We start from the raw sequence: 14,332 nt of genomic DNA, 5'->3' as shown, positions 1-14,332 counted from the left end.
AAAGCGGTATAACAGTCAACATATATGTTGGATGTAAAGCAGCCTTCGCGAGCAAGCCCGCTCCCACATTGGATCTGCACTGAATTGAATAGCCAACCCGGCATGAACCTCACCCGAACCCTGATCATCGGTAATTCCGGCGCGGGCAAGAGTTGGCTGGCCAGGCACCTGGCCAAACGGCGGCATGTGCCGTGGATTGATCTTGACCGGATTCACTGGATTTCGGACGAACACAGCATCGCCCGACCTCGAAATGAAGCCCTGGAAATAGCACGGGTGGCCGCCAGTGAAGAACATTGGGTGATCGAAGGGGTTTACGGCTGGATCATCAGCGAACTCTTACCCCGAGCGACAGCGTTGATCTGGTTGAGTCTGGGCGACGAAGATTGCGTCGCCCAAATCCGTCAGCGAGAAGCCCGGCGCGGCGCCAATGATGAGTTGCTGATAGCGTTACTGGACTGGGCTGGCAGCTATCGTCGTCGTGATGGGTCCAGCGGATTCAAGGCTCATCAGCGTTTGTTCCAAGGTTACAGCGGTTCGAAATTGCAACTGACGAGCCGGGCTGAAATCACGGCATTTATAAATGCGTTACCACCCCGCTAAACAAGGAAGCGTCATGTTTGCACGGAGCAAGTTAGTCCCCGAATTAATGGTCACCGACATTCAAAAAAGCCTGCACTTCTGGACGTCGCTGATCGGTTTCAACATCGCCTATGAACGTCCCGAAGTTGGTTTTGCCTACCTCGATCAAAATGGCGTTCAACTGATGCTAGAGCAATACGATCCAGGCGAAGGCCAATGGTTGACCGGGCCGTTGCAAGCACCGCTGGGTCGTGGCATCAACTTTCAGATTACCGTCGATTCAGTTGAACCCCTCCTCCAGCGACTGGCCGAAGTTCAGTGGCCGTTGTTTCGTCCCTGCGCCGATGTCTGGTATCGCGCGGACGCGGTTGAAGTCGGCCAACGGGAATTTCTGGTACAGGATCCGGACGGCTATCTGGTCCGGTTGGTGGAAAGTCTGGGGGAGCGACCGTGTTTGAACACATAGATCTCAACTACCTGCTCGGCACTTACGGCTATTGGGCGGTGTTCTTCGGCTGTTTGCTGGAGGGCGAAACCATTCTGATTCTGGGCGGGATGGCGGCTCATCAACACTTGTTGCACCTGTGGCCAGTGATTGGCTGGGCCAGCCTCGGCGGGATGTTGGGCGATCAATTGCTGTTCTGGAGCGGCCGTTATTTTGGTGGACGGCTACTGCCACGCCTGCATCGGCAACAAGCGGCGATCGATCGAGTGACGGGGCTGATCGCACGTTATCCATCGACCTCGGTATTTGCCGTGCGTTTTCTGTACGGCATGCGTCTGGTGGGGCCGGTGGTGATCGGGGCCAGCGGCTTGTCGCCGCTGCGGTTCTCGCTTCTGAATGCCTTGGGCGCGGTGGTCTGGGCCACGCTGTTCGCCAGTGCCGGGTATTGGGCTGGCGAGGCGCTGGAAACAATGTTGGGCAATTTGAAACCTTATCGCCTGCCGATTGCGCTGGGGGTCTTGGTGTTGGCGGTGGTGATTGCGTTGGTTCGGCATTGGCGGAGGAAACAGAAGGCGCGTCAGGCTGGGTGATTCGCTTCAGATTGCCTACAAATACACCACATGATTATCGGAACAGGATTACAAGAGTCACGGAAACGTCTCGACGAACCTTCGGCGATACTCAATGCAGGCGCAGATACTTCATCTGCGCAACGACCACTCGTAGGTAGCGCCTTGTCATCCTGTACTCATTTCTGTACGTTCTTTGCATTAAGCGAGGACTACACCATGCAAACCATCAACTACACCACTGCGCGTGCACACTTGGCTGAAACCATGGATCGGGTCAATGAAGATCGTGCGCCCTTGCTGGTAACTCGCCAGAAGGGCGAACCGGTGGTGATGATGTCACTAGCAGAGTACAACGCGCTCGAAGAGACCGCATATTTGCTCCGATCCCCAGCCAATGCTGAACGCTTGATCAAATCAATTGGCAACCTGCGAGCAGGGAAAACCAAGGCCAGGCGCCTTATCGAAGAATGAATATCGAGTTCACTCCTGAAGGTTGGGACGACTACTTATGGTTCCAGCAAAACGATAAAGCCGGGCTCAAACGAATCAACCTTTTGATCAAAGCGATCCAGCGTGAGCCTTTCAGCGGCCCCGGAAAACCTGAGCCGCTCAAATACAATCTGAGCGGCTTCTGGTCTCGCCGGATTACAGCGGAGCATCGCTTGGTCTATGCGATCGAAGATGGCGCGATACAGATCGTTATGTGCAGATACCATTACTGAACATGTTCTCAGATCGGTCTAACTGCCCGGCAAACCCCTCTGACAATCATCTCCACTTCTCGCTCATCAATCGTCAACGGTGGCAGCAGGCGTATGGTTTTGCCGCGTGTCACGTTGATCAGCAGCCCGTGATCCCGGGCGGCGATCAGGGTCAGGTCGCGGATTGGTTGGGCGAGTTCGATGCCGATCATCAAGCCTTGGCCGCGAATGGCCAGGACGTTTGGATCGTCGGCCAGTTCGACGCGTAATCTGGCGAGCAAACGCTCGCCTTGCAGTCGGGCGTTTTCCAGCAGGCCTTGTTCTTCGATGATGTCCAGCACGGTGCAGCCGACCCTACAGGCCAGTGGATTGCCGCCGAAAGTGCTGCCGTGACTGCCGGGGGTGAACAGTTCGGCGGCGCGGCCCCGAGCCAGGCAGGCGCCGATGGGGACGCCGTTGCCGAGGCCTTTGGCCAGGGTCATGACGTCCGGGACGATGCCTTCGTGCTGGAACGCGAACCACTGGCCGGTGCGGCCGATGCCGGTCTGGATTTCGTCGAGCATCAGCAGCCACGAACGCCGATTGCACAGTTCGCGCAGGGCCTTGAGGTAACCGGGCGGCGCCAGTTGCACGCCGCTTTCGCCCTGGATCGGCTCCATCAGGATCGCCACGATTCTCGGGCCGTGGGATTGCTGTACCTTGTCCAACGCCTTGAGATCGCCGAACGGCACTTTGACGAAGTCCCCCGGCAGCTCGTTGAAACCCAGGCGCACCGCCGGGCCGTCGCTGGCGGACAAGGTGCCGAGGGTGCGGCCGTGAAAGGCATTCTCCATGACCACCACCAGCGGTTGCTCGATGCCTTTGTGCCAGCCGTAAAGCCGTGCGAGTTTCAATGCCGTCTCGTTAGCCTCGGCACCGGAATTGTTGAAAAACGCCCGGTCCATGCCCGAGAGCCGGGTCAGTTTTTGCGCCAGTTGTTGTTGCCAGTCGATGCTGTAGAGGTTCGATGTGTGCAGCAGCAAACCGGCCTGTTCGCTGATGGCGGCAACAATCTTGGGGTGAGAGTGGCCGACATTGGTCACCGCCACGCCCGCCACTGCATCCAGATATTCGCGACCGGCCTGATCCCAAAGGCGCGTGCCCAGGCCTTTGCTGAAACTCAGGGCCAAGGGTTGGTAAGTGCTCATCAGGCAGGCGGCGGTCATGACATCAAGCTCCATCAATTGTCGGTGTTTTTGCAGTATGGTTAGCCACCTGAGCTGGATAAACGCCGCAATACTTCAATCATTTAAAAGCTGGGCTTGATAATGGATTTGTTTCAGGCAATGACCGTTTACGTCCGCGTCGTGGAAACCGGCAGCATGACCGCCGCCGCGCTGCAGTGTGAAATGTCCACGACCATGGCCGGCAATCATTTGCGCGCCCTGGAGCAACGGCTCGGCGTACGCTTGCTCAACCGTACGACCCGCCGCCAGCGTCTGACAGAATTTGGTACCGCGTATTACCAACGCTGCCTCGAAGTGCTGGGGCTGGTGGCCGATTCCGAACGGCTGGCGGAACAGGCCCTCGATGAACCGAGTGGCACGCTGCGCGTCACCGCGCCGTTGACCTTCGGCACAGAACGGCTGGCGCCGGCACTCAGTGAGTTTTCTTTGCGTTGTCCACAGGTCAAGTTGGACGTCGTGCTCACCAACGGCCGTCCGGACCTGCTGGAAAACGGTTTCGATGCGGCGATTCGCCTGGGTGCTATCGAGCCGTCCAACCTGATTGCCCGCCCACTCATCGATTACACCCTGACCATGTGCGCCTCGAAGGCGTACCTGGCGCGCCGGGGCACCCCGCAAAAACCTGAAGACCTGCAACACCACGACTGCCTGGCCTTCGCCTACCCGGAAGGCGATGACTGGCGTTCGGTGGAAAAACAATGGCGCCTGACCGGCCCGGAAGGCGAAGTGATGGTTGCGGTCAGCGGTCCGATGCTGATCAATAGCTCGGCCGGCCTGCACCAAGCGGCGCGCACCGGCATGGGCATCGTCATGGTGCCCGACGCGCTGGTCGAACAAGACCTCAAGGACGGAAAACTGGTGGCGCTGATGCAGGATTACCAACTGCCGAGCCGGCCGATGAACCTGGTGTACACCCAGGATCGCTACCGTTTGCCGAAACTGCGCAGCTTCGTCGACTTCGCCATGCAGATATGGGGCAAGCACTAGCGGCGCCAATGCCCCATGGACTAATCTGCTCGACGGGCGAGTCACATCGATATAGGGGCGGCAAGGAGAGCGGTGATGGGCGACGCAACGGATATCGAGCCGTTGAAGTTCAATCTGTCGGACTTCAACGAAGACATGCTGCACACCATTATGGAACTGGTCAGCGACGGCATCTGGGACTGGAACGCCAACACCGGGTTCGTCTACCGCAACCCCGGTTGGTACGAGATGCTCGGCTACACGCCGCACTCGCTGCACAACAACGTGCTGACCTGGGAAACCGTGATGCACCCCGACGATTATTCGCGGGTCATGGCGTTGTTCGACGACTATCTGAATCAGCGTGCGCCCGGCTATCAGGCCGAATATCGCTGCCGCCGACAGGATGGCACCTACACCTGGATCGAAGATCGCGGCTACATCCTGGCGCGCAATGCCGATGGCTCGGTGGCGCGGATGGTCGGGGCGCACCGCAGCATCGAAGACAAAAAACGCCTGCTCGAACAACTGGAGCGGCGTAATCACTCCCTCGAAGCCCTTGTCGAAGAGCGCACCCGGGAGCTGTCCCGCGTCAATCAGCAACTGCAAATCCAGCTCGAAGAAAACCGCAAACTCGCGGAAACCGATGCCCTGACCTCAGTCGCCAATCGCTATCGCCTGGAAAAAACCCTGCCCCAGGAATGTGACCGCGCCCAGCGCTTCCGCCAACCGCTGTCGCTGATTGCGATGGACATCGACGACTTCAAGATTATTAACGATCACTACGGCCATGCATTGGGCGATGCAGCGTTGGTGCAGGTGGTCGAATGCCTGAAAAGCTGTGCACGCGACGGTGACTTGCTGTCGCGCTGGGGCGGTGACGAATTCATCCTGATCCTGCCCAATACCCCGCTGACCGATGCCCGGGACATCGCGGAAACAATCCGCCACAACCTGACGAACCTGCTGCCGGTGGGAGACTTCCAGGTGACCATGAGTTTTGGCGTGGCGCAGCGCTTTGAAGAGGAACAACAAACCGGCCTGCTGGCGCGGGCTGATCAGGCGCTGTATCGCTCGAAAATGATGGGCAAGAATGTGATTTCGGGATGAGCACGGTCCTGGATATCCGAGATGTGCTGCCTTCGGAAGTTGAACCCGTGAGGCTGTTTCTTGGGCAAAACGGCTGGGGCCATCGGACCGGCTCAGCCGAGCATTTTGCGCAGTTGATTGCCCATTCCCAGCGCACCGCGATTGCAGTGAAGGACTCGCGGATCGTCGGATTTGCCCGAGGCATTACCGACGGACTGTCCAACGGGTATCTATCGATGGTGGTCGTGTGTGAGAAACATCGACGTGAAGGTGTAGGCCGTGCGCTGGTTGAGCATCTGATGGGGGAAAATTCCGATATCACCTGGGTGCTGCGTGCAGGTCGGGAAGGTGCTTCGGAGTTTTTCGCCGGTTTGGGTTTTGAGGTATCGACCATTGCTATGGAGCGTCCGCGTAGCAAGTAACCAGACGTGTAATCACTGCAACAATCAGCCGCCAAGGAAAGCCAAATGACATCCCCTCCCCTGTATCGCCGGGCAACGCCAGATGATCTTCTCGCCATCTGCGAACTGGGTCAGCAACTCAACAGCCTTCACCACCGTGAGCGGCCCGACATTTATGCGCCGGCCACCGAGGACTTCGCGCGGGACAGCGCCCACTGGCAGCCTTGCCTCGACGGCGAGCATCAAGTGACCTTCCTCGCCGAGCAGTCTGGCAAAGCGATTGGCTTCATCACCGTGCAAGTCACGTCGTTCAACAGTCCACTGATTCAGCATCAAAAGGTCGGCCGTGTGGGATCGGTCTGCGTTGACGACAGTGCTCGTGGTCAAGGCGTCGGGCGTGCGCTGATGGAGCACGCCCAAGCCTGGACTATCGAACAAGGTGCCACGGATCTACGGCTCACCGTTTGGGCATTCAACGCTCCGGCACTTCGGCTGTACGAGGAGCTGGGCTATGAAATGCGCGCCTTCGAAATGGGCAAACGCTTATAACCCCGCCTTCACCAACACCGCTTTCTCCTGATACCGATCCGGATACAACTGCTTCAACTGCGCCACTTTCGGCATGTCGTTGATCACGATGTACGGATACGTCGGGTGCTCGGTGAGGAAGTCCTGGTGGTAGTCCTCGGCCGGGTAGAAACCGTTGTAGGTTTCCAGTTTGGTGACGATGGGTTTGTTGAACAAATGCGCGGCGTCGAGTTGGGCGATGTAGGCCTGGGCGACGCGTTGCTGTTCCTGATTTTCCGGGAAGATTGCCGAGCGATATTGGGTGCCGCTGTCCGGGCCCTGACGGTTGAGTTCCGTAGGGTTATGCGCCACCGAGAAGTAGATTTGCAGCAGGGTGCCGTAGGTGACTTGAGTCGGGTCGAAGGTGACTTCGACGGACTCGGCATGCCCGGTATCGCCTTCGCTGACCTTCTCGTATTCAGCCGTATTGGCGGCGCCACCGGCATAACCTGACACGGCTTTCTTCACGCCGTTGACATGCTGGAACACACCCTGGACGCCCCAGAAACAACCGCCCGCGAAGACTGCTGTTTCGCTGTGGGCCTGGGTGGTTTCGTCAAGGGTAGGTGGCGGGATGATCACGGCGTCTTCAGAGCCACCCAAAGAGAATGCCGAGCATTGGCCGATAACGCTGGCCGCCGCCAGGCCCAGTAAGGTACGGCGCCAGGTGAATAGGTTTTTCATGGGGCTGACTCCTTAGAAAATGAGGTCACTATCAACCAAACGTGAAGGCATACGCCGACACGCCCGGGTCGAGAAATTCGATGCTGAAGGTGCGGTCCGTGACACCACCGGACTGGCGCACCAATTGATACAAGCGTTGTTCGGTCACACTGCCGCTGCCATCGGGGGCGACGTCAGAGCCGTGGGCGTCAGCCGGTGCCTTGCCGTCGATCAAGACTTTGAAACGCACCGGCTTACCGTCAGCGCCAGGCCCCAGCACCAGATGCAGATCACGCGCATGGAAGCGGTAGACGATGCGGCTGGCCGGCGCGCTGGCCGTGGCTCGCTCAGCCCCGACATTCCATTGGCCGCCCAGACTCCAGTTATTCAGGGCCAGTTGAGCTGGAGGGTTGTAGGTCGTCACTTTGTCCGCCACGAAGCTTTTTTCAGGGACGAAATTCTCGGCACGCTGATAGCCGACGTAGGTTTCCGGGGACTGGACTTCATTCATATCCGGGGCGAGTTGCACACCCTCCGCGCTGGCATTGATCAGGCCGTCGGCGACCGTGGTGGCCCCGGCTTCCTTCAGCAATTGCTGGATCACCCGCTCCGACTCGGCGTACTCGCCCTCGCCAAAGTGGTGATAACGAATGCGTCCCTGGGCGTCAGCAAAGTAGTGCGCCGGCCAGTATTCGTTGTTGAAGGCACGCCAGATTTTGTAATCGTTATCGATGGCCACCGGGTAGTTGATGCCCAGGTCTTTCATGGCTTTGGTGACGTTGCCGACATTGCGCTCGAAGGCAAACTCCGGCGCATGCACGCCGATCACCACCAGCCCTTGATCGCGATACTTCTCGGCCCAGGCTTTGACATACGGCAGGGTGCGCAGGCAGTTGATGCAGGAATAGGTCCAGAAATCCACCAACACGACTTTGCCCTTCAACGCCTCGGCGGTCAGCGGTGGCGAGTTGAGCCATTGCACGGCGCCATCCAGCGGTGGGAGATTGCCTTCAACCGGCAATGTGCCTGGGGTTTTATCAGCGACTTGCATCGCGCCGCCAGCAGCCGGGATCGGCTCGCTGTTGTTCGGTGATTTACCGGCCAGTCGCCCAACCAGCGCTTGTTCGATACCACCGGTGGAAGCCGTCGAAACCCGCGCCAGAATCCCGGTGTCGAGCCCCAGCGCAATCGCTGCCACACCGGCCAGCATCATCGCGCCAAGCCCTTTGCGCACCCACTCACCAGCGCCAATCGAGCGCTTCATCGCCGCGAACACTTTGCCGCCCAGCAACAGCGCCACAGCCAAGGAAGTTGCGGCACCGGCGGCGTACGCCAGCAGCAACAACGTGGTGCCGATACTCGCCCCTTGCAGCGCCGCACCGGTCAGCACCAGCCCCAGAATCGGCCCGGCGCACGGCGCCCACAGCAGGCCCGTGGCAACGCCGATCAGGAACGAAGCGCCGGGACGCGGCCGGGCATCGGCACCCGCGACTTCCGACAACCGACTGCCCGCCGCGACCAGCGGACGGGTCAAACGATCAGCCAGTTTTGGCAGCAACAGTGTCAGGCCGAACAGTGCGACGAACACCAATGCGAGCCAGCGACCGTACTGATTAAGCTGCACGACCCAGCCGCCGCCCACGGCCGCCAACGTGGCGACGAGCGCGAAGGTCATCGCCATCCCCACCAACAGCGGCAAGCCACTTTTCACAAACGGCTGCCCGGTGCGCGCGAAGACGAACGGCAATACCGGCAGGATGCACGGGCTGACAATCGTCAGCACACCACCGAGATAAGAGAGAACCAGAAGCCACATAGCGTCGACCTGCAACAAGTGAGAGAAAGTAAGTGCCTTCGGATCAAGCTGTCAGTGGCTTGAAGGTCATCGCCAGGCCATTCATGCAGTAGCGCAGGCCAGTCGGTTTCGGTCCATCGTCGAAGACATGGCCCAGGTGCCCGCCGCAACGCCGGCAGTGAACCTCTTCGCGCAACACGCCAAATGAGCGGTCCTGACGCGTGGCCACAGCCTTGTCCAGCGGTGCCCAGAAGCTCGGCCAACCGGTGCGACTGTCGAACTTGGTGTCCGATGAAAACAACGCCAGATCACACCCGGCGCAGGCGAACGTGCCCGCCCGATGTTCGTTGTTCAATGGGCTGCTGTAGGCCCGTTCGGTGCCTTCTTCGCGCAGGATTTCGTACTGCTCGGCGCTGAGCAGGGTGTGCCATTCGCTGTCGGTGTGGGTCACTTCGAAAACCTCCGCCGCGCTGGCCTCGCTGATCAGTGCGGAACTCGCCGCAAATTTTGGCAATACACCGATCACCAGGGCTGCAGCCCCCAGCCCGCCGCTCGTTAGAAGAAATTGTCTGCGTGAAAACATGGCCGTCTCCAAAATTCCAGGTGCCTGTCATGGAACACAGCCTAGGCTTGGGTTGATCGCCAAATCCTCACGGGGAGTTAAACAATTCGTGATAACTCCACCCGAGGAAAACCCGCACAATGTGCCCATTCGCAGCAAAGGATTGAGCTTTATGGAACAGACCAAACGCGTCCTGGTGGTCGAGGACGACCTGCATATCGCCGACCTTATCTGCCTGCATCTACGCGATGAGCAGTTCGAGGTGGTGCATTGCGCCGACGGGGACGAAGGCATGCGCCTGTTGCAGCAAGGAAGCTGGGACGCGCTGATCCTCGACCTGATGTTGCCCGGTGTCGACGGCCTGGAAATCTGCAAACGTGCCCGGGCCATGGCTCGCTACACCCCGATCATTATCACCAGCGCACGCTCCAGCGAACTGCACCGCATCCTGGGTCTGGAACTGGGTGCCGACGATTACCTGGCCAAGCCGTTTTCCATGCTGGAGCTGGTGGCGCGGGTCAAGGCATTGCTGCGGCGGGTCGACGCCATGGCCCGCAACCTGAAGATGGACGCTGGCAGCCTGATCGTCGACGGCCTGTCCATCGACCCGATCACCCGCGAAGTGTCCCTCGACGGTCGACGCCTGGACCTCACGCCGAGGGAGTTCGACCTGCTGTATTTCTTCGCCCGCCAACCGGGCAAGGTGTTTTCGCGCATGGACCTGCTCAACGCCGTGTGGGGCTACAGCCACGAAGGCTACGAACACACGGTCAACACCCACATCAATCGCCTGCGGGCCAAGATCGAAACCGATCCGGCACAACCGGTGCGCATCCTCACGGTGTGGGGACGCGGTTACAAATTCGCGGCATCCGAGGACCAGCCATGAGAATGACCCTGACTCAGCGCCTGTCCCTGGTGTTCGCCGTGTTGCTGCTGGTGTGCTGCGGCACCTCGGCATGGATGCAGGTGCGCTCCAACCAGATGCATGAGCTGGAAGTGGTGCAAGGGTTATCCCGGGACCTGGCCCAGCACATCGCCCACGACACCGTGCTGATGGACGCCAAGGGGCTGATGCCGAATGCCGTGCGCGATCTGTTCAGCCAACTGATGCTGGTCAACCCGAGTGTCGAGGTCTATCTGCTCGACAGCCAGGGCCGTATTGTCGGCAGCGCCGCACCGGAAGGACGGATACGTCGCAACCAAGTCGATCTGCAGCCGATCCAGCATCTGCTCAAGGGCGATGCCCTGCCGATTCTCGGGGACGACCCGCGCAGCGTCGATGGCCGCAAGGTCTTCAGTGCCGCGCCGTTGCAGGTCGACGGCAAACCGGCTGGCTATCTGTATGTGGTGCTGCTCAGCGAAGAACATGACCGCTACGCCGAACGCGGCGCCACCAGCGCCGCGCTCAATACGGCCCTGCTCTCCATCGGTCTGGTGGCGCTGCTGTGCCTGATTGCCGGCCTCACAGCCTTTGCCTTGATCACCCGGCCGTTGCGACGCCTGACCGAAACCGTCAGCCAGTTCGACATCGATGGCGTACCGGTCACGCCGCCGACCTCGGCCCCGGTCGAAAAAGCCGCCAGCCACGATGAGATTGCGGTGCTCGACGCCGCGTTCCGGCAGATGCAAACCCGCCTCAGTGAACAGTGGCGCTCGCTGACCCGCCAGGATCAGGAACGCCGCGAACTGGTGGCGAACATCTCCCACGACCTGCGCACGCCCCTGGCCTCGCTGCACGGCTATCTGGAAACGTTGTCACTCAAGGACGCCACGCTCTCCCCCGCCGACCGACGTCGCTACCTGGGCATCGCCCTGGACCAAAGCCGCAAGGTCGGTGGCCTTGCGCAATCGCTCTTGGAATTGGTGCGGCTGGAACACGGTTTTGTGCAACCGGTACTGGAACGCTTTTCCATGACCGATCTGGTGCAGGATATTTTCCAGAAATTCGAACTCACCGCCGAAGCGCGCCAGGTCGAACTCAAGGCAACCTTCGCCCCCAACGTTTCCGCCGCCTGCGCCGACCTGGGGCTGATCGAACGGGTCCTGACCAACCTGTTCGACAATGCCCTGCGCCATACGCCTCAGGGCGGCGAAATCGAACTCAGCCTGCGACCTCAAGGCTCGTTCGTCGAAGTCACCATCAGCGACACTGGCCCCGGCATCGCCGCGGAACTGCGCGAAGGCCTGTTCCTGCGACCGTTCAACATTGGCGGCGCACGGCGTGATGGCGGGCTGGGATTGCGAATCGTGCATCGGATCCTGCAGTTGCATGGCCGTGACATCCAGTTGATCGACGTTCCGGGACGCGGCGCAACTTTTCGCTTCACATTGCCGGTGGACGAACAAACAGCCGAGCAAGGCGTGGTTCGCTCGATGAATCTGAATTCGCCAGGGAAATAGTCGAGCGCTACCGCTATGATCCCGGCACCCATTTTCGGCAAGGACGCTGCGCAATGTTGAACACCCTGCAAAACACTCCGCTATGGGTTTACGGGATTCTTCTGCTGCTTTTCTACTACGGCATCAAAGCCCTGTCCCCAACTCGGGAAGGCAAAACTTCAATGCTGGTCACGCCACCGATTTTGTTGGCGTGGTCGCTTTATTCGCTGAATCTGACGCTCAACCCAACGCTATCGATAAGCAGCTGGATGGTCGCCTTCATTCTGGGAAGTCTCGCAGCGCTGGCAGTCTTTAAGCGTGAAGGCATCGAACTCGACGATCCACAAAGCGGATTGATTATTCCCGGGACTCTGAAAACGATAGTGCTCTACTTGATGTTCTTCGCCGCCAACTATTACTTTGGATATCAGGATGCAGTTCATCCGCTGGATTCGACGCTACCGAAGACACTGATACTCAAAGCGTCGGTCTCCGGCTTCGTCTGCGGGATTCTCAGTGGGCGCGCATTGAAATTCTATCGAATTTTTATGGCGCTCAAGGCTCAGCACCAACCCGTGCGTCTCAGATAAATAGCTCGACGGGGCCAAGACCAGCATCGATCTGGGGATGACCTTGATCGGTGCCCGCTCTCACTCATCCGTCGCAATGACTTACATCTTTGCATCTGCTCTCCGCCTGTCACTTCATCATCTACGTAACAATTAAATTGTCTTCCGAAAAACATGTAGGAAACTTCCCAACGTTCACTTTTACGCTCCGCCCATCGAATTTAAAAAACGCGACCAACGTACAATATAGCCGTGCCTATTAAACAGGCACAAAGCTACCGCACGTGACTTTCCCCTCTTGGCCGCTGTTTTTAAATCATGGAACCTCAATGATATTCAGCTCGACAAAATTCATATTTTTATATCTACCGACTGTTTTCTTTATCTATTTTTTTCTTAATAAAATCCGGTTCATTCTTGCTGGAAAATTATGGCTCGTTGTTGCCAGCTTACTATTCTACGGCTACTGGAGCGTTGCCTATCTGCCTCTGCTGGTCGGTTCGATCACGCTTAACTTCATAATCGGAAAATCTGTTTCCCCTGCGACCCACTTTACACAGCCTGCTATTTCAAAACGAACAATCCTCATTGGTGGCATCGCTATCAACTTGTTGCTACTGGCTTATTTCAAGTATGCGAACTTTTTCATCGACAACCTCAACACAATTTCCGGAACAAGACTGCACCTCGAGCAGCTGATTTTACCGTTAGGCATCAGTTTTTATACATTCACGCAAATCGCATTCCTGGTGGACAGTTATCGGGACAAGGCAAAAGAATACAACTTCATCAATTATGCATTATTCGTTACTTTCTTCCCTCATCTCATCGCCGGCCCGATACTGCACCACAAGGAAATGATGAATCAGTTCCAGTCTCGCTGGACGATCACGGTTCGCTACAAAAACGTTCTGATGGGCTTATTTATTTTCAGTATCGGCCTTTTCAAAAAAGTCATGATCGCCGACACATTTGCCATATGGGCAGACGCAGGATTTGCCGGTGGTGAACCTCTGGATTTCGTCAGCGCCTGGACCACCAGCCTGTCATACACCTTTCAGTTGTACTTTGACTTCAGTGGGTACTGCGACATGGCCATCGGCGCCGCCCTGATGTTCAACATCTGGCTGCCGATCAACTTCAACTCTCCCTATAAATCGCTGGATATCCAGGATTTCTGGCGTCGTTGGCACATGACCTTAAGTCGTTATCTGCGAGATTATCTTTACGTGCCGCTGGGTGGCAATCGCTGCTCCCAACCCCGTCTTTATCTCAATCTGATGATCACATTTGTTCTGGGGGGGTTATGGCATGGTGCCAGTTGGATGTTTGTCATTTGGGGGGCGCTGCATGGAAGTGCACTGGTAGTAAATAGACTCTGGCGACAGTCGGGGATGCGCCTACCCATCTGGATTGCGTGGCTTGTAACTTTTTTGTTCGTGAACTTCACCTGGGTATTTTTCAGGGCGAACTCGCTGCAGGACGCTGCCCGAGTGTTGCACGGTATGTTCGATGTCAGCTCAATTCATAGCGAATCCGCCGGTGGTTTACCCACTTGGAAGTTCACATGGGGCGGCCACTTTTCGGATCGTCTGATCGAGATACTTCCTATGAGTGTGGCCGCCAATTGGGCGCCCATTCTAATGATTGCCGCCGCGCTGTTCATCATCCGCCAAAAGAACTCCTTCGACCTCACCGTAAACGCCGGACTTGGATGGACAAAAATATTCTGGATGTTGGCGCTATTTAGCATTGCGCTTTATTCGACCATCCAGAGTACCAGTACCGTATTTCTATACTTCAACTTCTAAC

17 protein-coding genes are annotated in these 14,332 nt (G+C 57.9%); 13 read left to right on the top strand and 4 right to left on the bottom strand.

The features are described from left to right. The first annotated feature begins 102 nt into the window (after positions 1–102). The 5 genes from NK667_RS00885 (at position 103) to NK667_RS00865 (ending at position 2,321) form a co-directional block, all read left to right on the top strand. Positions 103–603, top strand: coding sequence for a P-loop NTPase family protein (locus NK667_RS00885; RefSeq protein WP_054613589.1), 501 nt, complete (start codon positions 103–105; stop codon positions 601–603). Positions 604–616: 13 nt separating this feature from the next. Beyond that, positions 617–1,048: a bleomycin resistance protein gene (locus tag NK667_RS00880; RefSeq protein ID WP_054613588.1), complete on the top strand. Its 432-nt coding sequence runs from the start codon at positions 617–619 to the stop codon at positions 1,046–1,048. Next, on the top strand, positions 1,033–1,617 hold the full coding sequence (locus NK667_RS00875; protein ID WP_054613587.1) for a DedA family protein: 585 nt from the start codon (positions 1,033–1,035) through the stop codon (positions 1,615–1,617). The genes NK667_RS00880 and NK667_RS00875 overlap by 16 nt, the downstream gene beginning before the upstream one ends. 198 nt (positions 1,618–1,815) lie before the next feature. Next, entirely contained in the window at positions 1,816–2,070 is a 255-nt protein-coding gene (locus NK667_RS00870; RefSeq protein ID WP_054613586.1) for a type II toxin-antitoxin system prevent-host-death family antitoxin, read from the top strand. Continuing rightward, positions 2,067–2,321, top strand: coding sequence for a Txe/YoeB family addiction module toxin (locus tag NK667_RS00865; protein ID WP_054613585.1), 255 nt, complete (start codon positions 2,067–2,069; stop codon positions 2,319–2,321). Before NK667_RS00870 ends, NK667_RS00865 begins: the two co-directional genes overlap by 4 nt. 8 nt (positions 2,322–2,329) lie before the next feature. On the opposite strand, the gene NK667_RS00860 is transcribed toward NK667_RS00865, so the two are convergent. Then, positions 2,330–3,505 (bottom strand): aspartate aminotransferase family protein, encoded by a 1,176-nt coding sequence (locus NK667_RS00860; protein WP_054613584.1) that lies wholly within the window; start codon positions 3,503–3,505, stop codon positions 2,330–2,332. 102 nt (positions 3,506–3,607) lie between these two features. Between NK667_RS00860 and NK667_RS00855 the strand changes: the two genes are divergently transcribed. From NK667_RS00855 to NK667_RS00840, 4 genes are all read left to right on the top strand, one after another. Next, positions 3,608–4,513 carry a LysR family transcriptional regulator gene (locus NK667_RS00855; RefSeq protein WP_054613583.1) on the top strand — a complete coding sequence of 302 codons (906 nt, stop codon included), beginning with the start codon at positions 3,608–3,610 and terminating at the stop codon, positions 4,511–4,513. Between the two features lie 75 nt (positions 4,514–4,588). Further along, positions 4,589–5,602, top strand: a complete 1,014-nt coding sequence (locus NK667_RS00850) for a sensor domain-containing diguanylate cyclase (protein WP_054613582.1) — start codon at positions 4,589–4,591, stop codon at positions 5,600–5,602. Continuing rightward, positions 5,599–6,003 (top strand): GNAT family N-acetyltransferase, encoded by a 405-nt coding sequence (locus NK667_RS00845; RefSeq protein WP_054045471.1) that lies wholly within the window; start codon positions 5,599–5,601, stop codon positions 6,001–6,003. The genes NK667_RS00850 and NK667_RS00845 overlap by 4 nt, the downstream gene beginning before the upstream one ends. A 45-nt stretch (positions 6,004–6,048) precedes the next feature. Then, complete coding sequence (locus tag NK667_RS00840; protein ID WP_054613581.1) at positions 6,049–6,531, top strand: GNAT family N-acetyltransferase; 483 nt, start codon at positions 6,049–6,051, stop codon at positions 6,529–6,531. Here the strand turns inward: NK667_RS00840 and msrA are convergent. From msrA to msrB, 3 genes are read right to left on the bottom strand one after another with little or no spacing between them, the layout of a single operon-like run. Continuing rightward, the gene (gene msrA / locus NK667_RS00835; RefSeq protein WP_054045475.1) at positions 6,526–7,233 is read right to left on the bottom strand and encodes a peptide-methionine (S)-S-oxide reductase MsrA; all 708 of its coding nucleotides are present in this window, start codon (positions 7,231–7,233) and stop codon (positions 6,526–6,528) included. The genes NK667_RS00840 and msrA overlap by 6 nt on opposite strands. A gap of 31 nt (positions 7,234–7,264) precedes the next feature. Then, entirely contained in the window at positions 7,265–9,028 is a 1,764-nt protein-coding gene (locus NK667_RS00830; protein WP_054613580.1) for a cytochrome c biogenesis protein DipZ, read from the bottom strand. 43 nt (positions 9,029–9,071) lie between these two features. Then, complete coding sequence (msrB, locus tag NK667_RS00825) at positions 9,072–9,590, bottom strand: peptide-methionine (R)-S-oxide reductase MsrB (RefSeq protein ID WP_054613579.1); 519 nt, start codon at positions 9,588–9,590, stop codon at positions 9,072–9,074. A 151-nt stretch (positions 9,591–9,741) separates the two neighbouring features. Between msrB and NK667_RS00820 the strand changes: the two genes are divergently transcribed. From NK667_RS00820 to NK667_RS00805, 4 genes are all read left to right on the top strand, one after another. Further along, complete coding sequence (locus NK667_RS00820) at positions 9,742–10,458, top strand: response regulator transcription factor (RefSeq protein ID WP_054613578.1); 717 nt, start codon at positions 9,742–9,744, stop codon at positions 10,456–10,458. Next, the gene (locus tag NK667_RS00815; protein WP_054613577.1) at positions 10,455–11,972 is read left to right on the top strand and encodes a sensor histidine kinase; all 1,518 of its coding nucleotides are present in this window, start codon (positions 10,455–10,457) and stop codon (positions 11,970–11,972) included. The genes NK667_RS00820 and NK667_RS00815 overlap by 4 nt, the downstream gene beginning before the upstream one ends. Before the next feature lie 53 nt (positions 11,973–12,025). After that, positions 12,026–12,541 carry a hypothetical protein gene (locus NK667_RS00810; RefSeq protein ID WP_054613576.1) on the top strand — a complete coding sequence of 172 codons (516 nt, stop codon included), beginning with the start codon at positions 12,026–12,028 and terminating at the stop codon, positions 12,539–12,541. Positions 12,542–12,849: 308 nt separating this feature from the next. Next, the gene (locus NK667_RS00805) at positions 12,850–14,331 is read left to right on the top strand and encodes an MBOAT family O-acyltransferase (RefSeq protein WP_054613575.1); all 1,482 of its coding nucleotides are present in this window, start codon (positions 12,850–12,852) and stop codon (positions 14,329–14,331) included. Position 14,332 lies beyond the last annotated feature (1 nt).

The sequence above is a fragment of the Pseudomonas nunensis genome, from assembly GCF_024296925.1.
GTDB classification, from domain to species: domain Bacteria; phylum Pseudomonadota; class Gammaproteobacteria; order Pseudomonadales; family Pseudomonadaceae; genus Aquipseudomonas; species Aquipseudomonas nunensis.
Note: the sequence above shows the minus strand (reverse complement) of the source record. Positions and strands in the feature narration are given on the sequence as shown.